Raw genomic sequence first — 21,558 nt, forward strand, 5'->3', positions numbered from 1 at the left:
GTGCTTATGATTGATGATATGGCAGTTTATATCGCTAATCTTGGCAAGTACAATGAGGGCTATTTAGTCGGTGCATGGTTCACATTTCCTATTGACGAGGAAGATGTAAAAGAAAAAATCGGTTTGAATGAACAATATGAGGAATACGCAATCCATGATACCGATAACTTCCCCATTGCGATTGGCGAGTATGTTTCTATTGAAGAACTCAATGAGATGTATGAAATGATAGAGGAACTTCCTGACTATATCGTAGATTGTCTGGACGAATTTATCAGCCACTACGGGACGCTGGAAGAAGTCGTGGAACATAAGGACGATATTTATTTTTATCCAGACTGTGATACCATGACGGACGTTGCCTATTACTACATAGACGAATTGCAGGCGTTGGGCGATATTCCCCCTAGCTTACAGAACTACATTGACTATGAAGCCTACGGGCGAGATTTGGATATGGGCGGTTGCTTTATTGCAACAAGCCGAGGTATGTGTGAGATACCATATTAAAGCTGAAAGATCAGCAACAAGCATTGTTGCTACTGACAGCGTATTTATTAAGGGACAGTCTGAAAACGGCTGTCCTTTTCCATTGGAAGAAAGGAGCTGAAACGAATTGAAGAAAATCAGAAGTTATACGGGTATCTGGAACGTGGAAAAAGTCTTATATGCAATCAATGACTTTAACTTACCCTTTCCCGTTACCTTTACACAGATTACATGGTTTGTGATTACAGAATTTCTCATCATTCTGTTTGGGGACTTACCGCCACTTTCCATGATTGAGGGGGCATTTTTAAAATACTTCGGTATTCCCGTTGCTCTCACTTGGTTTATGTCGCAGAAAACCTTTGACGGAAAGAAGCCATACAGCTTTCTAAAATCACAGATTACTTATGTGTTGCGACCAAAAATCACTTATGCAGGAAAAGCCGTAAAACTGGATAAGCAGATACTACATGAAAATATTACGGCAGTTAGGAGTGTGAAGTATGTTCCCGATTAAATATATTGATAACAACCTTGTCTGGAACAAGGACAATGAGGTGTTCGCTTACTATGAGCTGATACCCTACAACTATTCTTTCTTATCCGCAGAGCAGAAATTTATCGTGCATGACAGCTTTCGCCAGCTCATTGCACAGTCCCGTGAGGGTAAAATTCATGCCTTGCAGATAGCGACGGAAAGCTCAATCCGAAGTATGCAGGAACAGTCAAAGAAACTGGTTACGGGAAAACTTCGTGAAGTGGCATTAGAAAAAATAGACGAACAGACCGAAGCGTTAGTATCTATGATTGGGGACAATCAAGTGGACTACCGCTTTTTTCTTGGCTTTAAGCTCATGGTTACGGAAGAACCATTCAATCTGAAGAACATCAAAAAATCGGCGTGGCTGACGTTCACAGAATTTCTCCATGAAGTGAACCACACGCTGATGAATGATTTTGTTTCCATGCCGAATGATGAAATCAACCGTTACATGAAAATGGAAAAATTACTGGAAAATAAAATATCCCGTCGCTTTAAGGTGCGTCGCTTGGAAATCAATGATTTTGGGTATCTCATGGAACATCTTTACGGCAGGGACGGTATTGCCTATGAAGATTATGAGTACCAGCTACCAAAGAAGAAATTGAAGAAAGAAACGCTGGTAAAATACTACGACCTTATCCGTCTGACAAGGTGTGTGATTGAGGAAAGCCAGCGATATTTACGCTTGGAACATGAGGACAAGGAAAGCTATGTGTCCTATTTTACCGTCAATGCGATTGTCGGAGAGCTTGATTTTCCGTCCAGCGAAATCTTCTATTTCCAGCAACAGCAATTCACATTCCCCGTTGATACGAGTATGAATGTAGAAATCGTGGAAAACCGAAAAGCACTAACGACCGTCCGCAACAAGAAAAAGGAATTGAAAGATTTGGATAACCACGCCTATCAAGCTGGAAGTGAAACCAGTTCAAACGTGGTAGACGCATTAGACAGCGTGGACGAGCTGGAAACAGACTTAGACCAGACAAAAGAAAGTATGTATAAGCTCTCTTATGTGGTGCGTGTATCGGCTGACAGTCTGGACGAATTAAAACGTCGTTGTGATGAAGTCAAGGACTTTTACGACGACCTCAATGTCAAGCTGGTACGTCCTGCTGGGGATATGCTGGGGCTTCATTCTGAATTTTTACCAGCAAGTAAACGATATATCAATGATTATGTGCAGTATGTAAAATCAGATTTTCTAGCAGGGCTTGGCTTTGGTGCGACACAGCAATTAGGCGAAACTACGGGTATCTATATGGGCTATTCCGTTGATACGGGAAGAAATGTATATCTGCAACCGTCCCTTGCCAGTCAAGGCGTAAAAGGTACAGTTACAAATGCCCTTGCTTCTGCTTTTGTTGGTTCGCTTGGCGGTGGGAAGTCATTCTGTAACAATCTTCTAGTGTACTACTCTGTTCTATTTGGGGGACAAGCAGTTATCTTAGACCCAAAATCAGAACGTGGAAACTGGAAAGAAACACTTTCAGAAATCGCCCATGAAATCAATATCGTAAACCTAACCAGCGATAAAGATAATGCAGGACTTCTTGACCCGTTCGTGATTATGAAAAATGTCAAAGACGCTGAAAGTCTGGCAATCGACATACTAACCTTTTTAACTGGTATTTCCTCTAGGGACGGCGAAAAATTTCCCGTATTACGAAAAGCGGTGCGAGCCGTTACCCAAAGCGACAAACGGGGCTTGCTTCATGTGATAGAGGAGCTACGCCGTGAAGATACGCCAATATCAAGAAATATCGCAGACCATATCGACAGTTTCACAGACTACGACTTTGCACATCTGCTGTTTTCAGACGGAACGGTGGAAAATGCTATCAGTCTGGATAACCAGCTTAACATCATTCAAGTAGCTGACCTTGTACTGCCCGATAAGGACACGACCTTTGAGGAATACACGACCATTGAATTGTTGTCGGTGTCTATGCTGATTGTGATTAGTACCTTTGCATTAGATTTTATCCATTCCGACAGAAGTATTTTTAAGATTGTTGATTTGGACGAAGCGTGGGCGTTCTTAAATGTGGCACAAGGCGAAACCTTATCAAATAAGCTGGTACGTGCTGGACGTGCTATGCAGGCAGGCGTTTATTTTGTTACACAATCTTCTGGCGACGTGTCAAAGGAAAGTCTGAAAAACAATATCGGCTTAAAATTCGCTTTCCGTTCTACTGACATTAACGAGATAAAACAGACATTAGAATTTTTCGGTATCGACAAGGACGACGAGAACAACCAGAAACGCTTGCGTGATTTGGAGAACGGACAATGTTTATTGCAGGACTTATACGGACGTGTTGGCGTGGTGCAGATACACCCAGTCTTTGAAGAATTGTTACACGCCTTTGATACCAGACCACCCGTACAGAGAAATGAGGTGGAGTGATGAAAGAAAGGATACAGAGTGCGTTCACAAAAAAGAAAATTTTCCACTTTCTCAAAATGGCTCTGTTCGTGGTGGCACTTTCCCTTATCCTGCTTTCACTTTTGGGGACGGTGGCTCATGCGACGGGGCTTGTGGACGATACCATAAACGCAGAAAATCTTTATTCCAAATATCCCCTTTCCAACTACCAGCTTGATTTTTATGTGGATAATAGCTGGTCGTGGTTGCCGTGGAACTGGCTGGACGGTATCGGGAAATCGGTACAATACGGGCTTTACTGTATCACTAATTTTGTCTGGACTATCAGTTTATATTTAAGCAATGCAACGGGCTATGTGGTGCAGGAAGCCTATAAGCTGGATTTTATTAACGATATGGCAGACAGTATCGGGAAAAGCATACAGACCTTAGCAGGCGTAACCGAGAATGGCTTTTCTTCTACGGGCTTTTATGTGGGATTTTTACTGCTGATTATCTTAGTGGTGGGAATGTATGTTGCCTATACGGGATTGATAAAAAGAGAAACCAGCAAGGCACTTCATGCTGTTATCAACTTTGTTGTGGTGTTCATTCTGTCCGCTTCGTTTATTGCCTATGCTCCCGACTACATAAAGAAAGTCAATGATTTTTCATCAGACATCAGCACCGCTTCGCTGGACTTGGGAACAAAAATCATGCTCCCGAACTCTGACAGCGAGGGTAAGGACAGCGTAGATTGGATACGGGACAGCTTATTTTCTATTCAAGTGGAACAGCCGTGGCTACTCTTACAGTTTGGAAATTCCAATATCGAAGAAATCGGGTCAGAACGTGTCGAAGCTCTCGTATCGGCAAGTCCAGAGGACGAGGACGGCGAAACAAGAGAGGAAGTCGTGAAAACAGAAATCGAGGACAACGACAACAACAATCTGACGATACCGCAGGTAGTAAATCGTTTAGGTATGGTGTTCTTCCTCTTGTTCTTTAACTTAGGTATCACGATATTTGTATTTTTGCTTACGGGAATGATGATATTTAGCCAGATACTTTTTATTATCTTTGCAATGTTTTTACCTATCAGCTTCTTACTCTCCATGATACCGAGCTATGAAAGCATGGCAAAGCAGGCAATTGTGAGGGTATTTAATACCATTATGACACGGGCAGGAATTACGCTCATTGTAACGGTGGCGTTTAGTATTTCCAGTATGTTTTACAACATTTCCACAGACTATCCATTCTTTATGATAGCGTTCTTGCAGATAGTGTGTTTCGCTGGTATCTACATGAAGTTAGGCGACTTAATGAGTATGTTCAGCTTAAACGCTGGCGACAGTCAAAGCATAGGGCGACGTATTTTCCGCAGACCATATCTGTTAATGCGACATAGAGCTAGGCGTATGGAAAAACGGCTTGCTGGTGCTGTTACTGCTGGCGGTGTCGCTGGTGCAGTGGCTGGTGGTGCAATTTCTAGCAGAAAGTCCGCAAGAAGAAATACCGCAAAGGATAGTCGGGGCAATACCACTTCCAGCATGGGACAGCGTGCAGGTTCAAAGGTCGGTGCAATGCTTGATACGAAAAATAAAATCAAAGACAAGGCAAACGCCGTCAAAGAGAATATCAAGGATATGCCGACACAGACCGCTTATGCTGTCCATTCCGCAAAAGAAAAGGCAAAGTCCAGCGTATCTGATTTCAGGCGTGGTATCGTGCAGGAACAGAAAGAACGACAATCGAGACATTTAGAAAAGCAGGAACAGCATAAGAAAAATATCGCTGACAAACGTATGGAGCTTCAAAAGGCACAAGAAGCAAGGCATAGAAAGACGGACGGATCAGCGACAACGGGAGCTACCCGTCCCCATGAGCGACCAGCCACAGCGACCACCGCAAAAACAAATGAGCCAGTCAAGACAAATGCTGTGAAAGAGCGTCCGTTATCTTCGGGTGGTGCTGACGGGAAAACTCCACAGATAAACCATAGGAATGTAGAAAAGACCGTATCGCAGGAAACACGCCAGAATTACACGAAAGACCGCAGGGCAAAGGTTCAGCAGAACACAGAGAAAAATCGTAACCTCATAACGAAGAAAGGACAGAAGAAAAAATGAAATTGAAACATATCGCTCTCATTGGCAGTCTGTTTCCTATCCTCTTTTCTCTGGTGCTTTTCTTTGGTGTCTTGATTAGTGCGGACAGCGACGACGAAAACAGCAACTTTTCTTCTGGCATTACGGGTATGAATTTATCCGCAGAAGTCTTGAAACATCAGCCTATGGTGGAAAAATACGCCAAAGAATACGGTATTTCCGAGTATGTCAATGTGCTACTGGCTATCATTCAAGTAGAAAGTGGCGGTACAGCAAAAGATGTCATGCAGAGTTCGGAAAGTCTTGGTTTACCGCCTAATTCCTTAGATACGGAAAGCTCAATCAAGCAGGGGTGTAAATATTTTGCGTCCCTGCTTTCTTCCTGCAAAAATCAAGGTATCGACGATTTGAATGTAGCGATACAGTCCTATAACTATGGCAGTGGTTATGTGGGATATGTGGCAGGAAAAGGAAAGAAACATAACTTTAACCTTGCAGAGAGCTTCGCTCGTGAAAAATCGGGCGGTAAAAAAGTAACCTACACCAACCCGATAGCCGTTGCGAAAAATGGTGGCTGGCGGTATGGCTATGGAAATATGTTCTATGTGGAATTAGTCAATCAGTATTTAACTGTTCCGCAGGTATCGGGAGAACTGGCACAAAAGGTAATGAATGAAGCGTTGAAATATCAAGGCTGGAAGTATGTATATGGCGGTAGCAATCCCAACACTTCCTTTGATTGTAGCGGACTTGTGCAATGGTGCTTTGGGAAGGCTGGTATTTCCTTACCGAGAACCGCCGACTTGCAGTATGACGCAACACAGCATATCCCCTTATCGCAGGCAAAATCTGGTGACTTGGTATTTTTTCACTCGACTTATAACGCTGGTTCATATGTAACACACGTCGGTATCTATGTGGGAAATAACAAGATGTATCATGCTGGCAATCCAATAGGATATGCAGACCTAAGTAGTAATTACTGGCAACAGCACTTAATCGGTGCAGGACGAGTAAAATAAAAGAAAGGACTTAGAAAATATGTTTAAGAAGAATAAGAAACAGACAGAGAATGTCAAAGAAAAGAAAGTGCGTACTGTGAAAGTCGGTACACATAAAAAATCTGTGATTGCATTGTGGGTGGTGCTTATCGCAAGCGTGAGTTTTGGGGTATATAAGAATTTTACCGCTATTGATATGCACACCGTACATGAAACAGAAACCATACAGTTAAGACTTACTAATACTAACGGGATTGAAAATTTCGTAAAGAACTTTGCGAAGTCTTATTACACATGGAATAACAGTAAAGAAGCGATTGAAGCAAGGACGCAGGCAATCAGGGGTTATCTAACAAAGGAATTGCAGGACTTGAATGTTGATACCATTAGAACCGATATACCGACCAGCTCCACGGTTACAGATGTGATTGTATGGCATATCGAGCAGTCAGAAACAGACACTTTTTCTGCTACCTACGAAGTAGATCAGCAGATAAAAGAGGGAGAACAGACAAGCAATGTCAAGGCAACCTACATCGTAAAAGTCCATGTAGACGCTGACGGGGATATGGTAATCGTTCAGAACCCTACCCTTGCACCAGCAATCGAAAAATCAGACTATGAGCCTAAGACACCAGAAGCAGACGCAAGCGTGGACGCTGATACCGTAAATGACGCTACCGCTTTTCTGGAAACATTCTTTAAGTTGTACCCGACAGCCACAGAAAAAGAGCTTGCCTACTATGTAGCTGGAAATTTGCTTGAACCTATCGGCAAGGACTATCTTTATTCTGAATTGGTAAATCCTATCTTTACTAAGGACGGGGACAATGTAAAAGTCAAGGTTGCCGTAAAATTCCTTGATAATCAGACAAAGGCAACGCAAGTATCGCAGTATGAGCTTGTATTGTATAAAGATAGTAACTGGAAAATCATAGGATAACGATTGAAAGCGTGCATTTCTCTATGGATTTGCACGCTTTCTTATTGACAATCACGTTAGAAATATAATATAATCTCAATAAAGAACATACGTTATGTAACAAACGTTTTGAATGAGAGGGATTGATTATGCCACCTAAAACAATAGTATCAAAAAAAGATGTATTAAAGGCTTCAGTAGAACTTATAAAAGATGAGGGTGTAGAACAGTTAAATGCGAGAAATATCGCAAAAAGATTGAATTGTTCAACCAACCCTCTATTTAGGATTTATAGAAACATGGAAGAATTGAAAAAAGATGTCTATTTAGAAGCTGAAAAATATTATGAGAAATATTTGTTTTCACGCACATTTGAAAATGCTTCGCCATTTTTACAAATGGGATTGAATTACATCTATTTTGCAAAGGAAGAAAAAAATCTGTTTAGATTTATTTTCCTATCTGACAACATTGAAATAGACAGTTTTCACTCTGTCGCAGATATGGCTAATAGTCCAGAGATTATTTATGGAATAGCTAGTGCTACGGGTTTAGATGAATGTGCAAGCAAAGAATTGTTTTCTAATATATGGTTGCTGACACATGGAATAGCTTGCACGATTGCAACTAATCAATATCCGTTTAATGAAGATGAAATACGACATATCTTGATAAATTCATATAAAGGAAATTTAATTGTGTTGAAAGGAGAATGACATGAAAAAAGATTTAACAGTGGAGCAAAAAAGATTAGAAATAGATATTTGGATTGTTGCCTTGACAACATTAGCGGGCTTTATTCTATATATGGCTTTAAGCGATAATCTCGTACACTTTATTGATAATGATGAAATCCCTATTTTGCTACGTGCCTTAGCTACTGGCTTAGTTCAATTTTCTATCGCTGGTCTGGGAAGTTCGATTGTATGTATTGTTCGTAAGGACACATTCTCAAGAATGGGATTTAAGAAAAAAGATACTTTAAAAACGATTATTGGAACTGTTGCATTTTTTGTCCCTTATTTAATTTATCTACTTGTATCTGGACAGTTGAATGGATATATGCCACTTTCTGTTCTGGTTACTAAGGACATACTTGTTAGCGGTATTTTTAATAAAGTGGTTGGAATGTTGATTGTTGGAATTTTTTGGGGATTTTTTGAAGGATTTAATTACTATATCATTAGTAGGATAATCAATGAAAGGTATCCTAGTAAGCTTAACTTAGGGGCTATTTTATGTGCTTTAATCTGTGTCTTAATTCACCCTTTCAGCACATCATTTTGGGGAATAATTGAGATAGTTGTTAACTTTATATTTATTTATGGCATGGTAAACTGTGCTAATAAAACAAAAAATGTGTGGGGTTGTATCTTTGCCTTTTTGTTTCTTTGGAACGCCTTTTAAATTAACATGAAGGAGAGCGAAAACGTGATAAAATTAAAAAAGCGAGATATTAAAAAAATCCTAAAACAAGGTGCGAAATTAAGCGGTGTTCCGCTATCGGAAATGCAGGAAAATATAGAAGCTACCATTGACGAAGCCATGAACAGCACCGACCCAGAGGTGCAGGCGAATTTTAAAAGGTATTTTGGAAACAAACGCCCTACACCAGAAGAATATATTTATAAGATTACGAAGAAAACAAAAGTTTAATTTCTTTAATATTCATTTGTTTTGCAATTTAAAAAAGTTTTTGCTAATTTAAAAAAGTTCTTGAAATTCATTTTAATTGCCCTTACGATTACCTTATCAAGCTTGATATTCATTTTAAGAAGGAGGTAATAATTTGAAAATTGAAGAATTTGAAGATATTAAGATAGCATATATGCGTAGAGTTGGTAAGTATGGTTTGGAGAATAAACACTTAATGGAAACCTTTAAAGCGTATTTAAAAGCGAAAGGTTTACTAAAAAAAGAAACCATTATACTTGGTATAGCTTTGGATAATCCTATGTACATTTCAGAAGAAAGACAACGATATGATGTAGGTATTATTATTTCTAATAAAGAGAGTAAATATGATTTACCTGTCCGTAATATTGCTAATGGTTGCTACGCTATATTTGAGGTTGAACATACTGAGGAAAGTGTATCAGATTTTTGGAAGAATATTCAGACATTAACTGCTGATTTATCAATAGATGTTTCAAAGCCTATTATTGAACGATATGCTTTCTCAAAAATTTCATCACATTTATGTGAATTTTGTATTCCTTTAAAATAAAAGGTGGTGTTTCAATGGAAATGCAGTCATGGGTATTATGCCCCATTTGCAATAATAAGACAAGAACTAAAGTGCGAAAAGATACGGAACTGGTAAATTTCCCTTTGTTCTGTCCAAAGTGTAAGACGGAAACTTTAATCAATATAGAACATGGAAGAGTAACTATTATCAAAGAGCCAGACGCTAAGACGCAGAGCCGATAATTTGTAGGTTATTGTAACTTATAGATTGTCGGCTCTTATTTGTTACCTGCGGAGCAGATCAGCAAATAAGAGTGTCTAAGCTATGAAAAAATAAAACAAAAAGCTGATTACTTCTTGCTCTCTCTGCTGTTTAAGATACCATCAATCGTACCTTGAATAATTTTTAATTCGTTATCACTCAATAAATCAAGTGAAGTTTCTATCTGACGATGAACTGTACTTTTTTCAACTTTCTCTGCTGGATAGAAATATTCATCAACTGATATATTGAACATGGTAACTAAATCATGGAATAATTGAAAACTTGGGTGCGACCCGATATTTTCAATATCTGCGATATGGCGTTCCCCATAGAATACCTTATCGCCTAAATCATTACGAAAAAGTCCTGCTCCCTCACGGGCTTCTCTGATTGCCAGCCCTAGCGGTTTGAAATCAAAAGTATGTGTTTCTTTTGTTTTTCTCATTTTAAATCACCTATCATGAGTTTATACTTCATGATGTATATTTAGAATGTGTTAAAATTGCATATAGTATGCAGTAATAATTCAAAAGCTGTTATCGTGTGCGGTAAATAAAAAAAACCGTTCCTAGATAATATACTTTTGTGTGTCTTGAAAAATAACGGGGCGGTTTTGGATATGACCAGAACTGTCCTTTTTCATTGGAAGTATAAAAGGTATGGCTCTGGTTAAAGGGGGCTTATACCATGATTGCATACGAAAGAATGTTCTGTCGTTCCCAACTGGATAAATATTTTACTCTAGTATTACAATCATCATACCCTTTGCTAGAATTAAAATTTCATATCAATAGAATTTATAAAACAGTCTGTTTGTGTAGTTACATTCAAATGGGCTGTTTTTGCTTTATTAAAAAGTTTTTTCAACTTTTTTGTAAATTTAGTCAGCAAATCACACCTTTCATTCCCTATATGGTGCGGAAAGAGGGATAAATGCTTTTCATGTCATAACGGGAAAGGGGGTGAGATTGATGAAACCGTCTGACTTCCAAAAAACTGTTCAATGCCGTTTTGAAAGTTGTTTGAAGAAAGTTGTCCGTCATGTTGTAAAGGACTACCAGCAGGGATTGAAACGACGAATAGATAAAGAAATTCCATTCTGTGAACTTCCAGAAATCGTTGTTGAAAAACTGGCTGTCTGGGACGAATACGAAACAGACTATACGATTTTTAATGTATGCGGTAATGATATTCGTGTTTATGATGATGAGTTGGCAGAAGCATTGAAGAAACTTCCAGAAAGAAAACGAGATAACGTTTTAATGTACTATTTCTTGGGATTAAGCGACACAAAGATAGCAGACATCTTAAACATTACAAGAAGTGGAGCATTTAGAAGTAGATACCATGCTTTAGAAGCTCTGAAAAAATCACTCAAGGAGGAAAAGTAGAAAATGAAGCAGACTTTTAAGAAACCGTCCTACTATTTGCTTTCGCAGGCTATGGACGGGGACGAAAAAGCGATTGAAAAGATACTGGCATTTTATGACCCATACATATCAAAGTGCTGTCTGCGTCCTCTCTATGATGAATATGGAAATGTCTATATTGTTGTAGATATGGAATTGAAAGGACTTATCAGAGAAGCACTTATCAAAATGATTTTAGGGTTTGATATTGCCTTAGAAATCGAAGAAGAATAACAAGCAGTAACCGCAGAGCATGATTTATTCAATCCCCTCTTTCCTGCTCTGCCACCTGCTTTTACATGAAAGCAACACGCTTTCGCCACAGCTCTTTGACAACTGAATAAAGCAGACAGATACGTTTGTGAGATAGCGAGCCACGGGGACTGTACGCCACGACCTTTCCAAAAGAAAGCGAGCGACCCACGCAGTGATCCGAGAGCGACTGTTGGAAAAGTCGCTTTGCCACGACCTATCCTCACAGAATAATGATACGTCCGCATGGTGCGGTTTTGCCCACAAGAATGGGAATAGTTGAGATACTAACGGAGCTTTCCAAAGCCGTCTGCCTGCTTGCAAAAAATGACACACAGTAAAGGGGGTGCATAGATTATGAACAATACTGATGTGCCTATCTGGGAAAAATATACGCTGACGATAGAAGAAGCGTCCAAATACTTCCGTATTGGCGAAAAGAAGTTGCGTAAATTAGCCGAAGAAAATCTTGACGCTGGCTGGGTTATCGTGAACGGTAATCGTATTCAGATTAAGCGAAAACAATTTGAAAAAATCATAGATACATTGGACGAAATCTAATGTCATTGAGCCGTAAATATGGTATAGTAAATGTAGCGTATCACGGCTCATTCCATGACGGAAAGGAGCTTTACACTATGTCTAATGTGAAACGAAAAGACAGTAAAAATCGCAATTTGCGTAATGGAGAGAGCCAGAGAAAAGACGGAAGATACGTTTATAAATATACCGATATATACGGAAAGCCACAGTTTATCTATTCTTGGAAACTTGTACCGACAGACAAGACACCTGCTGGAAAGCGTGATGATATATCGTTGAGGGAAAAAGAAGCACAGATAAAAAAAGACCTTAACGACGGTATCAACACAGTCGGCGGTAAAATGACAGTCTGCCAGCTCTACGAGAAAAAGAACAGTCAAAGAAAGAACATCAAGAGGGCTACTGAAAAAGGACGACAGTATCTTATGAACGCTCTGAAAAATGACCCGTTGGGTATGAGGGCAATTGATACCGTCAAACAGTCAGACGCTAAAGAATGGGCTATCAGAATGAGTGAAAAAGGATATGCCTATAAAACGATTGATAACTATAAGCGTTCCTTGAAAGCGTCATTTTATATGGCGATACAAGACGACTGTATCAGAAAGAACCCGTTTGAATTTAAGCTAAGTGATGTTCTGGAAGATGATACGGAGCAGAAAGTTATCCTTACACCAGAGCAGGAAAAACACCTGCTTGCCTTTATGGAAACGGACAAGATTTATAACAAGTATTATGATGAGGTTGTACTTCTGCTGGACACGGGACTTCGCATTTCTGAATTTTGCGGACTGACGACGCATATTGATATGCAGAACAGAATACTCAATATAGACCACCAGTTATTGAAAGATAGCGAAATCGGCTACTATATTGAAACACCAAAGACCAAAAACGGAAAACGGGAACTTCCATTGACAGAACGGGCTTATCAAGCAATCCAAAGAATACTAAAAAACAGAGGAAAGGCACAACCGCTGATTGTAGGTGGTTACAGCAATTTCCTATTCTTAAACCGTGAGGGCTTGCCTAAAGTTGCAGGAAACTATGAGGGCATGGTGCGAGGACTGATTAAGAAGTATAACAAGTATCACACGGACAAGTTACCGAACATCACACCACATTCATTCCGACATACTTACTGTACGAATATGGCAAACAGAGGAATGAACCCAAACACTCTGCAATATCTCATGGGACACGCTAACATAACCATGACACTTGGCTATTACGCACACGGTACATTTCAATCTGCAAAAGCGGAACTGGAAAGACTGGCTTGTTAATATCGGAGCTTATATTTACTACTCATTTACTACTTTTGGTTGCATTTTCATGCTGGTAAATGCCAGCTTATGCAAGGTATCTTCCAAAAAGAAAATACCGATAAAGCCCTAAAATACGGGATATATCGGCATTTACCAACTTATGAAAAGATAATCAGAAATTTAGTAAGTTTTTTGAATAAAAACGCAGGAGTTTTTTTCAGAAACTCCTGCGTCATCAATTTACATATTTATTTGAATGCTTCCTGTACAGCTACCGCTACAGCCACGCTGGCGCCAACCATCGGGTTATTTCCCATACCTAAAAATCCCATCATTTCAACATGTGCAGGTACTGAAGAAGAGCCTGCAAACTGTGCATCAGAGTGCATTCTTCCCATAGTATCTGTCATGCCGTAGGAAGAAGGACCTGCTGCCATATTGTCCGGGTGCAGAGTTCTGCCTGTACCGCCGCCGGATGCAACAGAGAAATACTTCTTTCCTTCAAGGACTCTTTCCTTCTTGTAAGTGCCTGCAACCGGGTGCTGGAACCTGGTTGGATTGGTGGAGTTACCAGTGATGGACACGTCCACATTTTCGTGGTGCATAATTGCTACGCCTTCCCTTACATCAAAAGCGCCGTAGCATTTTACTTTCGCTCTGTCCCCCTTGGAGTACGGTGTTTCTTTGACAACCTTCAGCTCCCCAGTAAAGAAATCAAAGTCTGTCTGCACATAGGTAAAGCCGTTGATTCTGGAAATAATCAGCGCCGCGTCCTTGCCAAGACCATTTAAAATTACTCGCAAAGGTTTTGTTCTGACTTTGTTGGCGGAATTTGCAATACCGATTGCGCCTTCTGCCGCCGCAAAGGATTCATGACCTGCAAGGAATGCAAAGCACTCGGTTTCCTCACTGAGCAGCATAGACGCCAGATTGCCGTGACCGATTCCGACCTTTCTGTCGTCCGCTACAGAGCCAGGAATACAAAATGCCTGCAGGCCTTCTCCGATTGCCTTTGCCGCCTCTGCCGCGGTTACAGCTCCCTTTTTCATTGCGATAGCTGCACCAAGGACATATGCCCAGCAGGCGTCCTCAAAGCAGATAGGCTGAATTCCCTTTACGATTTCGTAAGGATCGAAACCCCTATCGGTACACATTTTACGGGCTTCCTCCAAATCCTTGATTCCATATTCTTTCATCGCCGCTTCAATTCCGGCGATTCTTCTATCGTAGTTTTCAAATAATTCCATCCCGGCACCTCCTATTCCTTACGCGGATCAATCTTCTTGACAGCTTCGTTAAATCTGCCGTAAACCCCGCTGGCTTTCTCAATAGCTTCCATTGGATCCACACCACTTTTGATAAAGTCCATCATACGACCGATGTTTACATACTTATAGCCGATGATATTGTTATCCTCATCAAGACCTTCCTCTAAAATGTATCCTTCTGCCAGCTCCAGATATCTAGGACCCTTTGCCGCAGTGGAATAAATAGTGCCAACCTGGCTTCTGGTGCCTTTACCCAGGTCTTCAAGTCCTGCACCGACAGCAAGTCCGCCTTCTGAAAAAGCAGACTGACTTCTTCCATATACAATCTGTAAAAACAGTTCTCTCATCGCCGTATTTATTGCGTCACAGACAAGGTCTGTGTTTAATGCCTCTAAGATTGTTTTTCCGACCAGAATTTCTCCTGCCATGGCTGCAGAATGAGTCATGCCGGAACATCCCAGCGTCTCAATCAGAGCTTCCTGGATTATGCCGTCCTTAACGTTGAGGGTTAATTTGCATGCACCCTGTTGCGGCGCACACCAGCCGACACCATGTGTCAATCCTGAGATATCTGCAATTTCTTTTGCCTGCACCCATCTGCCTTCTTCGGGAATAGGCGCTGGTCCGTGATTTGCATCTCTTCCAACGATACACATATTCTCGACTTCTTTTGTATAAATCATCTTCTACCTCCACTTAAGTTTCGTTACTTCTTTTAGTATATCATCGGCAGCGCATTTATTCAACTGGTTTTAACTGTATCTTCGACGATGATGAAGGTCAATCCCCCTAAATCACAAAGAAATTTTTCTGTTATGATGACTTAATGTAAAAAAGTTGAAACTTTTTGCTGCCCTTTAGGACTCTATTTATATGAAAACATTTTATCTGGAGGAAGAACAAATCATTATGGACGCAAAAACACAAGCACAAATCGCAGCAAATATCGGATACTTACGCCGCCTTTTCGGCTATACGCAGACTGGACTTGCGAAAGCTCTGGACATGTCAAGATGTACTTATGCCTTACTGGAAAACGGCGAACGGCTTCCTACCGCAGATGTTCTGCTTCTTCTGTCGGATTTTTATCATATCAGTGTAGATACAATTTTACAGCTGGACTCCCAGAAACTTGTCAATGATGTGATTTTCGCAGACCGTTGCAGCAAACAGCAGCGCAATCTGCTGGAGTTGTATAATCAGTTGTCTCCTGAAGGAAAAAGAAAACTGATTACCAGATCCAAACAGCTTATTCTGGAAGAAGATATCGGCGAAGTCCCATCCTATCGCACCGCTTTATAGAAGAACGCCTGCAAACACAAAGAATATAGCCTGTGCAATGCGCACAGGCTATATTCCAACCTATAACATAATACTATATGGATCGTTTGTCCACAATCAGAATTTATCATATCTAATCTGTAGAAGTCAATCAAACTTTAGTCCTATTTACTTTTCTATGACCGCTTTTTCTCTGCGGCATCCTGCACAAAAGCCGTAAATCACAGAATTTTTACACTGTAGCTGAAATCCGTGATCCTTTGCAACATGGCTCGCAATCTCTTCCATAAAGTGACAGTCCAGATGCTCAACAACACCACATGCCACACACTTCAGATGTAAATGCTCATCGCATTTGTGAGTCCGTTCTACATATTGATAGGTCGCCTTTGTACTCTCGCCATTCGCCTGAGGCATATATTTGATTAAATTTCCGTCAGCTTCTAATTTTTCCAGATAACGATAAATAGTCGTTACGTTAACCGGATGATTTGCCGACTGCATATGGGCATGAATTTCACTGACACTGACGGGCCTTTGCCCCGACTCTTTCAGATAGGACAAAATCCCAGCCCTGGCCCCTGTCTTATATTCTAATCCGCTTCGCCTAGTCATCATTATCCTCCCTATAGGCAAAATTCAATTATGATACCCCAGACTACACTAAAGATGTAAAGCACCGCTGCAATAGTCATATTTTCGCGTAAATGTCTATTTTCTTTAAAGAGCACTAAAAGCCCCATGCCTGCACTGACTAAAAGTCCACTGAACATCGGCCCTGCACCGATGATGCCATCCAAATAAAGCTGTGTAATCACCACTGACGCCGCACAGTTTGGAATCAGCCCCACAAGGGCGGAAACCGCCTGCCCAAGTACTGGCACATTGGAAAAAATCCTGTATAGATTCCCCTCTCCGACTAGCTCAATGGCGCCTCCAATTGCGACAGAAATCAAGAAAAGGAAAAAGAAAACTTTTACAGTATGCAGCACTGCATCAGCCAGCACGCCTGTGCCGCAATGACATGGCTCCGCAGGCAGTTCGAACTCAGAAGAAACCTTATTTCTTCGCGCCATAAATCCAAACAATATCTCTGCTAAAAAACCACTAATCATGGCAATGATAACCTTGGTCAGCAGAATCTTTACAATAACAGTTCCCGGCACTTTTTGCGAAATCAAAATCGGCAGCATTTCGTCCGAGGTTGACATATAAATCGCAATCAGCGTGCCAAAAGTCAGCACTCTATTCATATAGAAATACGAGGCTGCGGTAGAAAAGCCGCATTGCGGAAATGCTCCCAGAAGGCTTCCCCAGACAGGTCCGAACTTTCCGGCTCTCTGAATCATGCCTCTGGCGTGGCTGCCAGTTGCTCGTTCCAAAATTCCCATGACAAGATAAGTCAAAAAAAGAAACGGTATCAACCGTAAACTATCCATTAGTGCGTCTAGTAAAACTTCTGTCATATGCTCCTCTTTCAATTTAAATTTGCAACTCATTTGCATTTTATATTATAGCACCCCGCTATGCCAAAAGTCAAGGCATAAAAACAGCACACACCATGGCAATCATGGGTGTGCCGCATTTATCATTACAATTGTCCCAATATAGTATCCACCACAGCCGTTGCTACCTGGTCTTTTCCCATCAGTTCCAGCTGCCGTACTTCATCTTTTGTAATCAGTGTCACCAGATTGGTGTCAGTGCCAAATCCTGCACCGTCATCCTTCAGGTTGTTTGCCACAATCATATCTGCATTCTTGCGAAGCAGCTTTGCCTTAGAATTTTCCAGCATATTCTCTGTCTCCATAGAAAAACCGCAGAGAAACTGTCCATCCCTCTTATGTTCACCAAGGTGCTTCAAAATGTCCTGCGTCCTTTTCATCGGAATAGACAAATCGCCATCCTTTTTCTTTACCTTCTGATCACTGACATTGATCGGGGTATAGTCACTGACCGCAGCAGCTTTAATGATGATATCCATCTCTGCACTTCGCGAAATCACCGCTTCAAACATATCTGCTGCGCTTTCTACAGAAACTGTATCTATAAACATAGGCAGCACCGCTGTAGTCGCTGCCTTTACCAAAGTCACCTCTGCACCTCTGAGCATACATTCCTTTGCAATAGCAAAGCCCATCTTTCCGCTGGAATGATTGGTGATAAACCGAACTGGATCCATGGACTCTCTGGTAGCCCCTGCCGTTACCAGTACTTTCTTTCCGACCATGTCCTTTTCTCTTGCAACAGCCTTCTCAACATACTGAAACAGCACCTCAGGCTCTGGCATTTTTCCGCTGCCCGTATCACCGCAGGCCAGGTAACCAGTGGCAGGTGTAATCACTTCAATGCCATAATGCTGCAAAATCTTTATATTGTCCTGTGTGATTGCATTCTCGTACATCGCCGTATTCATCGCCGGTGCTACAATCTTCGGGCAGGTTGACGCCAAAAAAGTGGTAGTCAGCATATCGTCTGCAAGACCGAGCGCTAACTTCGCCATCACGTTAGCAGTTGCCGGCGCCACCAGAAACACGTCAGCCTTCTTTGCCAGTGCCACATGTTCTACATTGTGCTGAAAATTTCTATCGAATGTATCCACAACGCATTTATTTCCTGTCAGCGTCTCAAAGGTGATAGGATTGATGAAATTGCACGCATGTGCAGTCATAATCACATGCACCTCTGCCCCTGCCTTTACCAAACTGCTGGCAAGCGCTGCGCACTTATACGCTGCGATGCCGCCGCTGACACCTAAGAGAACGGTTTTATCTTTTAGCATAGTTTTCTCCTTAAGATACTCGTAGTTTTCCTTATCAGTATACGCCATACCCTCAGAAAAAACAAGAAGAAAGAACCTCCGATTGTCGATGATTTGTCAATTATTCGTTACTGCAGTCCCATTACGCCCAGTCAGAATGGGCAATTCGTTCTTACAATCCTTTCGCCTTCAAATCCTTCACTAATTCCACATAAAATTCTCGCACATCAAAGCCGGGAATATTTTCTCTGTTCAAATCAATCACATCGCCATGGGATACGCCGCGTTTGCCCTCCGCCTGAATTTCAATGCACCGGCTTCCCCATTTCATGGATTCAACCGATACCAGTCCGTCATTGGCTCCGTCAAAAAGTTTCACAAAGCGGTAGGTCAAGTTCAATGGAAACTTTCCGTATCCGGCTCTGTTCATTTTCGATGCCACACTTTGGCAGTAAATTCCATACTCCTGCACTGCCGCTTGCTCCGGTTCACGCATCTTCTCATTAAGAGCCTTGCAGCCACTTTCTGTCAAGTCAATAACAGCCGCTAGAAAATCCGGGTTCGGATCGCCCAGATATTTGACTGTCTGGTTATAGGTCTTTGCAATTTTTCCCCTAACCTTTTCCGGCACATGATAAAACAGCCACTCTGCGAATTTACAGCCGCAATGCGGCGTATTGATAGTAGTCAATGATGCAATTCGCGGCGCCGCTCCGCACATCGCAAGCGCATATCTGCTGTCCAAACCGCCTTTTGAATGTCCTATGATATTAACCTTTTCTGCTCCAGTCTTCTGGCAGATTTCTTCAATTCTTGCCGCAATCTCTTCTCCGCAGTCCGCTACTGAATCCGCCGACTGCTGTTTTCCATAAAAAATTTTCGCACCATTTCTTTGCAGTTCTCTCGGAATCCTGCCCCAGTAGTTCAGATATTTAAAGTCCCTGAAAAACACGCCATGCACCAAAAGCAGCGGATATTTTGTATGACAAACTTCGCTCTCTGCCCTCACTCGGTTCAGCTCAGCTTTCTCTGTTTCTGTTTCCACCTCTCGCTGTACAAGGTTAATTAGTTTCAACAAAACCAGCAGATTTACCACCGGAATTAATCCGGTAAAGGCGGCAACCAGCCTCCATTTCATGCCCAGCTGCGTAGATGTTAGATAAATCCGTATCATGCCGCACCAGAACAAAAGAGTCTCTATCCCTGCGCAAATCAGACCTATCGGTATTACTGTCCACCAGCCGGGCCAGGCGGTCAAAATCCAGCTGAATCCAATGAGGCAGCACGCTGCAGAAGTCCATAAGAACACGCGCAGCTGCACCGTTCCGCAATACATCTGTCTGATGATTCGACTCTCAAACTCGCTCTTGCCTCGCCTCGGCACGCCAAGAGGCACTATTATAAACCAGATAGCAGCCAGTATCGGCAAAAATATAATAATGTAATATAATTCTTCCATAACCGAAGTCCTCTTTCTTTGTTAAAATGTCATTGCTGCTATCACATCTATCCTTTCGTACAAAGCAGCATTCTTTATATGATTGGAGTTATTTCTATATCATTATATTCTATTTTTTTATCATAATAAAGAAATTGTTTTCGCCATGATTTTTCTATGTATTATCCAAAACTGCACCATTTTAGGATAAATATGAGTCAATGGTGCGTTTTTGCATTTCTGCAGTCTCTATGCTGCACCATATGACGCTCCATGAAAGACAATGGTGCGCCAGAAACTATATCGCAGAATAAATTCTTAAATTTTCACCCCATTTTAGGGATATATATCCATAAACCAACATACATATTCCATAATATTCCATTTAATTCCAGAAATTTCACTTGTTTCAATGCTTAAATAAAAAAATCCGCACCATGAGACCTCATTTCGTCATATATGGTGCGGATGTCGATTTTTTCTCTTGAAAAATGCACCTTTCAGGGTATTTTCAAGAAAAATGGTGCAGAACGATTTTAGTTCGATTTACTCAGCATATGCTGCTGCTTGCCGATAAACATCTAAAAGTATAAATATAATCTTAACTTTAAACATACTTTCTCATATACTTCAATGCATTCTTTTCAAGGCGGGATACCTGTGCCTGACTGATGGAGATTTCCTCTGCTACCTCCATCTGAGTCTTTCCTTCAAAAAAACGCATTTGTAAAATGTGCCGCTCTCTCTGAGAGAGTTTATTCATAGCTTCCGACAAGGAAATGTTTTCAATCCAGCGTTCATCGGTATTCTTCGTATCCTGCACCTGATCCATTACAAAAATTGCGTCCCCATCATCGTGGAATACCGGCTCAAAGAGAGAGACCGGTTCCTGAATGGAATCCAGAGCCAGCACTACATCTTCCCGTTCCACCTCAATATCCTCAGCAATCTCTGTAATAGATGGCTCTCTGGAAAGCTCATTAGAAAGCCGCTCCTTCGCCTGCAGCGCCTTGTAGGCAATATCCCGCAAAGAACGGGAAACCCTGATGCTGTTGTTGTCGCGCAAATATCTGCGTACTTCGCCGATAATCATCGGTACAGCATATGTGGAGAACTTCACACCGTGACTCAAATCAAAATTATCCAGCGCTTTAATCAGCCCGATACAACCTACCTGAAACAAATCATCGGGATTTTCACCGCGGTTGTTAAAGCGCTGAATAACGCTTAGAACCAGCCTTAAATTTCCCGTAATAAATTTTTCTCTGACCTGTTCATCTCCCGCTTTGATTGCACGAAGCATTTCCTGCATTTCGGCGTCCTTGTACACCGGAAGCTTTGCCGTATTGACACCGCATATTTCAACCTTATTCGCCATGATTCCACCAGCCTGTTCTATCAAGATTTCCACTTCAATTGAAAAAATCCCTGCCGCACACATATCTGCCGCT

The 21,558-nt window shown here is 41.4% G+C and carries 24 protein-coding genes; 16 read left to right on the top strand and 8 right to left on the bottom strand.

Features of this window, described 5'->3' with window-relative positions; genetic code table 11:
* Positions 1 to 6: 6 nt before the first annotated feature.
* The 11 genes from D1151_RS05845 to D1151_RS05895 all read left to right on the top strand — a co-directional run bounded on the left by D1151_RS05845 (position 7) and on the right by D1151_RS05895 (position 9,865).
* Positions 7 to 510, top strand: coding sequence for an antirestriction protein ArdA (locus D1151_RS05845; protein WP_161908276.1), 504 nt, complete (start codon positions 7 to 9; stop codon positions 508 to 510).
* 106 nt (positions 511 to 616) lie between these two features.
* On the top strand, positions 617 to 1,006 hold the full coding sequence (locus D1151_RS05850) for a conjugal transfer protein (RefSeq protein WP_161908277.1): 390 nt from the start codon (positions 617 to 619) through the stop codon (positions 1,004 to 1,006).
* Entirely contained in the window at positions 993 to 3,443 is a 2,451-nt protein-coding gene (locus D1151_RS05855; protein ID WP_161908278.1) for an ATP-binding protein, read from the top strand. Before D1151_RS05850 ends, D1151_RS05855 begins: the two co-directional genes overlap by 14 nt.
* On the top strand, positions 3,443 to 5,533 hold the full coding sequence (locus tag D1151_RS05860) for a CD3337/EF1877 family mobilome membrane protein (protein WP_161908279.1): 2,091 nt from the start codon (positions 3,443 to 3,445) through the stop codon (positions 5,531 to 5,533). Before D1151_RS05855 ends, D1151_RS05860 begins: the two co-directional genes overlap by 1 nt.
* On the top strand, positions 5,530 to 6,534 hold the full coding sequence (locus D1151_RS05865) for a lysozyme family protein (protein WP_161908280.1): 1,005 nt from the start codon (positions 5,530 to 5,532) through the stop codon (positions 6,532 to 6,534). Before D1151_RS05860 ends, D1151_RS05865 begins: the two co-directional genes overlap by 4 nt.
* Before the next feature lie 19 nt (positions 6,535 to 6,553).
* Positions 6,554 to 7,456 carry a conjugal transfer protein gene (locus D1151_RS05870; RefSeq protein ID WP_161908281.1) on the top strand — a complete coding sequence of 301 codons (903 nt, stop codon included), beginning with the start codon at positions 6,554 to 6,556 and terminating at the stop codon, positions 7,454 to 7,456.
* Positions 7,457 to 7,584: 128 nt separating this feature from the next.
* On the top strand, positions 7,585 to 8,151 hold the full coding sequence (locus D1151_RS05875) for a TetR/AcrR family transcriptional regulator (protein ID WP_161908282.1): 567 nt from the start codon (positions 7,585 to 7,587) through the stop codon (positions 8,149 to 8,151).
* 1 nt (position 8,152) lies between these two features.
* On the top strand, positions 8,153 to 8,842 hold the full coding sequence (locus D1151_RS05880; protein WP_161908283.1) for a hypothetical protein: 690 nt from the start codon (positions 8,153 to 8,155) through the stop codon (positions 8,840 to 8,842).
* 24 nt (positions 8,843 to 8,866) lie between these two features.
* Complete coding sequence (locus D1151_RS05885) at positions 8,867 to 9,091, top strand: hypothetical protein (protein WP_161908284.1); 225 nt, start codon at positions 8,867 to 8,869, stop codon at positions 9,089 to 9,091.
* Positions 9,092 to 9,224: 133 nt separating this feature from the next.
* On the top strand, positions 9,225 to 9,662 hold the full coding sequence (locus D1151_RS05890; protein ID WP_021419830.1) for a GyrI-like domain-containing protein: 438 nt from the start codon (positions 9,225 to 9,227) through the stop codon (positions 9,660 to 9,662).
* Positions 9,663 to 9,676: 14 nt separating this feature from the next.
* A complete protein-coding gene (locus tag D1151_RS05895; protein ID WP_036744813.1) occupies positions 9,677 to 9,865 on the top strand; it encodes a cysteine-rich KTR domain-containing protein in 189 nt (62 codons plus the stop codon).
* A gap of 107 nt (positions 9,866 to 9,972) precedes the next feature.
* Here the strand turns inward: D1151_RS05895 and D1151_RS05900 are convergent, their stop codons facing one another.
* Positions 9,973 to 10,332, bottom strand: coding sequence for a helix-turn-helix transcriptional regulator (locus tag D1151_RS05900; RefSeq protein WP_161908285.1), 360 nt, complete (start codon positions 10,330 to 10,332; stop codon positions 9,973 to 9,975).
* A 526-nt stretch (positions 10,333 to 10,858) separates the two neighbouring features.
* On the opposite strand from D1151_RS05900, the gene D1151_RS05905 reads away from it, so the two are divergent.
* From D1151_RS05905 to D1151_RS05925, 4 genes are all read left to right on the top strand, one after another.
* Positions 10,859 to 11,278 (top strand): RNA polymerase sigma factor, encoded by a 420-nt coding sequence (locus D1151_RS05905; RefSeq protein WP_161908286.1) that lies wholly within the window; start codon positions 10,859 to 10,861, stop codon positions 11,276 to 11,278.
* Between the two features lie 3 nt (positions 11,279 to 11,281).
* Positions 11,282 to 11,530, top strand: coding sequence for a helix-turn-helix domain-containing protein (locus tag D1151_RS05910; RefSeq protein ID WP_004613734.1), 249 nt, complete (start codon positions 11,282 to 11,284; stop codon positions 11,528 to 11,530).
* Between the two features lie 375 nt (positions 11,531 to 11,905).
* On the top strand, positions 11,906 to 12,109 hold the full coding sequence (locus D1151_RS05920) for an excisionase (protein ID WP_002347229.1): 204 nt from the start codon (positions 11,906 to 11,908) through the stop codon (positions 12,107 to 12,109).
* Positions 12,110 to 12,186: 77 nt separating this feature from the next.
* Entirely contained in the window at positions 12,187 to 13,377 is a 1,191-nt protein-coding gene (locus tag D1151_RS05925; RefSeq protein ID WP_161908307.1) for a site-specific integrase, read from the top strand.
* Between the two features lie 230 nt (positions 13,378 to 13,607).
* On the opposite strand, the gene D1151_RS05930 is transcribed toward D1151_RS05925, so the two are convergent.
* Together D1151_RS05930 and D1151_RS05935 are read right to left on the bottom strand one after the other, a co-directional pair.
* On the bottom strand, positions 13,608 to 14,606 hold the full coding sequence (locus tag D1151_RS05930) for a GGGtGRT protein (RefSeq protein WP_161908287.1): 999 nt from the start codon (positions 14,604 to 14,606) through the stop codon (positions 13,608 to 13,610).
* An 11-nt stretch (positions 14,607 to 14,617) separates the two neighbouring features.
* Positions 14,618 to 15,310 (bottom strand): iron-sulfur cluster assembly scaffold protein, encoded by a 693-nt coding sequence (locus D1151_RS05935; protein WP_160201575.1) that lies wholly within the window; start codon positions 15,308 to 15,310, stop codon positions 14,618 to 14,620.
* A gap of 190 nt (positions 15,311 to 15,500) precedes the next feature.
* Between D1151_RS05935 and D1151_RS05940 the strand changes: the two genes are divergently transcribed.
* A complete protein-coding gene (locus tag D1151_RS05940; RefSeq protein WP_161908288.1) occupies positions 15,501 to 15,929 on the top strand; it encodes a helix-turn-helix domain-containing protein in 429 nt (142 codons plus the stop codon).
* A 147-nt stretch (positions 15,930 to 16,076) separates the two neighbouring features.
* Here the strand turns inward: D1151_RS05940 and D1151_RS05945 are convergent, their stop codons facing one another.
* The 5 genes from D1151_RS05945 to sigG all read right to left on the bottom strand — a co-directional run bounded on the left by D1151_RS05945 (position 16,077) and on the right by sigG (position 21,488).
* On the bottom strand, positions 16,077 to 16,526 hold the full coding sequence (locus D1151_RS05945) for a Fur family transcriptional regulator (protein ID WP_243151168.1): 450 nt from the start codon (positions 16,524 to 16,526) through the stop codon (positions 16,077 to 16,079).
* 8 nt (positions 16,527 to 16,534) lie between these two features.
* Complete coding sequence (locus D1151_RS05950) at positions 16,535 to 17,374, bottom strand: putative manganese transporter (RefSeq protein ID WP_161908289.1); 840 nt, start codon at positions 17,372 to 17,374, stop codon at positions 16,535 to 16,537.
* 125 nt (positions 17,375 to 17,499) lie between these two features.
* Positions 17,500 to 18,690: a bifunctional phosphopantothenoylcysteine decarboxylase/phosphopantothenate--cysteine ligase CoaBC gene (gene coaBC, locus D1151_RS05955; protein ID WP_161908290.1), complete on the bottom strand. Its 1,191-nt coding sequence runs from the start codon at positions 18,688 to 18,690 to the stop codon at positions 17,500 to 17,502.
* Between the two features lie 151 nt (positions 18,691 to 18,841).
* Positions 18,842 to 20,128, bottom strand: coding sequence for a triacylglycerol lipase (locus D1151_RS05960; RefSeq protein WP_161908291.1), 1,287 nt, complete (start codon positions 20,126 to 20,128; stop codon positions 18,842 to 18,844).
* A gap of 586 nt (positions 20,129 to 20,714) precedes the next feature.
* The gene (gene sigG, locus D1151_RS05965) at positions 20,715 to 21,488 is read right to left on the bottom strand and encodes an RNA polymerase sporulation sigma factor SigG (RefSeq protein ID WP_161880230.1); all 774 of its coding nucleotides are present in this window, start codon (positions 21,486 to 21,488) and stop codon (positions 20,715 to 20,717) included.
* Positions 21,489 to 21,558 lie beyond the last annotated feature (70 nt).

The organism is Emergencia sp. 1XD21-10 (genome assembly GCF_009936045.1).
Taxonomy (GTDB): domain Bacteria; phylum Bacillota; class Clostridia; order Peptostreptococcales; family Anaerovoracaceae; genus Senimuribacter; species Senimuribacter intestinalis.

Coding starts and splice junctions, on each gene's coding strand:
- D1151_RS05880 (WP_161908283.1), top strand. CDS start 8,153: ATGAAAAAAGATTTAACAGTGGAGCAAAAAAGATTAGAAATAGATATT.
- D1151_RS05960 (WP_161908291.1), bottom strand. CDS start 20,128: ATGGAAGAATTATATTACATTATTATATTTTTGCCGATACTGGCTGCT.
- D1151_RS05895 (WP_036744813.1), top strand. CDS start 9,677: ATGGAAATGCAGTCATGGGTATTATGCCCCATTTGCAATAATAAGACA.
- D1151_RS05920 (WP_002347229.1), top strand. CDS start 11,906: ATGAACAATACTGATGTGCCTATCTGGGAAAAATATACGCTGACGATA.
- D1151_RS05865 (WP_161908280.1), top strand. CDS start 5,530: ATGAAATTGAAACATATCGCTCTCATTGGCAGTCTGTTTCCTATCCTC.
- D1151_RS05940 (WP_161908288.1), top strand. CDS start 15,501: ATGAAAACATTTTATCTGGAGGAAGAACAAATCATTATGGACGCAAAA.
- coaBC (WP_161908290.1), bottom strand. CDS start 18,690: ATGCTAAAAGATAAAACCGTTCTCTTAGGTGTCAGCGGCGGCATCGCA.
- D1151_RS05855 (WP_161908278.1), top strand. CDS start 993: ATGTTCCCGATTAAATATATTGATAACAACCTTGTCTGGAACAAGGAC.
- D1151_RS05845 (WP_161908276.1), top strand. CDS start 7: ATGATTGATGATATGGCAGTTTATATCGCTAATCTTGGCAAGTACAAT.
- D1151_RS05950 (WP_161908289.1), bottom strand. CDS start 17,374: ATGACAGAAGTTTTACTAGACGCACTAATGGATAGTTTACGGTTGATA.
- D1151_RS05900 (WP_161908285.1), bottom strand. CDS start 10,332: ATGAGAAAAACAAAAGAAACACATACTTTTGATTTCAAACCGCTAGGG.
- D1151_RS05875 (WP_161908282.1), top strand. CDS start 7,585: ATGCCACCTAAAACAATAGTATCAAAAAAAGATGTATTAAAGGCTTCA.
- D1151_RS05930 (WP_161908287.1), bottom strand. CDS start 14,606: ATGGAATTATTTGAAAACTACGATAGAAGAATCGCCGGAATTGAAGCG.
- D1151_RS05910 (WP_004613734.1), top strand. CDS start 11,282: ATGAAGCAGACTTTTAAGAAACCGTCCTACTATTTGCTTTCGCAGGCT.
- D1151_RS05870 (WP_161908281.1), top strand. CDS start 6,554: ATGTTTAAGAAGAATAAGAAACAGACAGAGAATGTCAAAGAAAAGAAA.
- D1151_RS05905 (WP_161908286.1), top strand. CDS start 10,859: ATGAAACCGTCTGACTTCCAAAAAACTGTTCAATGCCGTTTTGAAAGT.
- D1151_RS05860 (WP_161908279.1), top strand. CDS start 3,443: ATGAAAGAAAGGATACAGAGTGCGTTCACAAAAAAGAAAATTTTCCAC.
- D1151_RS05945 (WP_243151168.1), bottom strand. CDS start 16,526: ATGATGACTAGGCGAAGCGGATTAGAATATAAGACAGGGGCCAGGGCT.
- D1151_RS05925 (WP_161908307.1), top strand. CDS start 12,187: ATGTCTAATGTGAAACGAAAAGACAGTAAAAATCGCAATTTGCGTAAT.
- D1151_RS05935 (WP_160201575.1), bottom strand. CDS start 15,310: ATGATTTATACAAAAGAAGTCGAGAATATGTGTATCGTTGGAAGAGAT.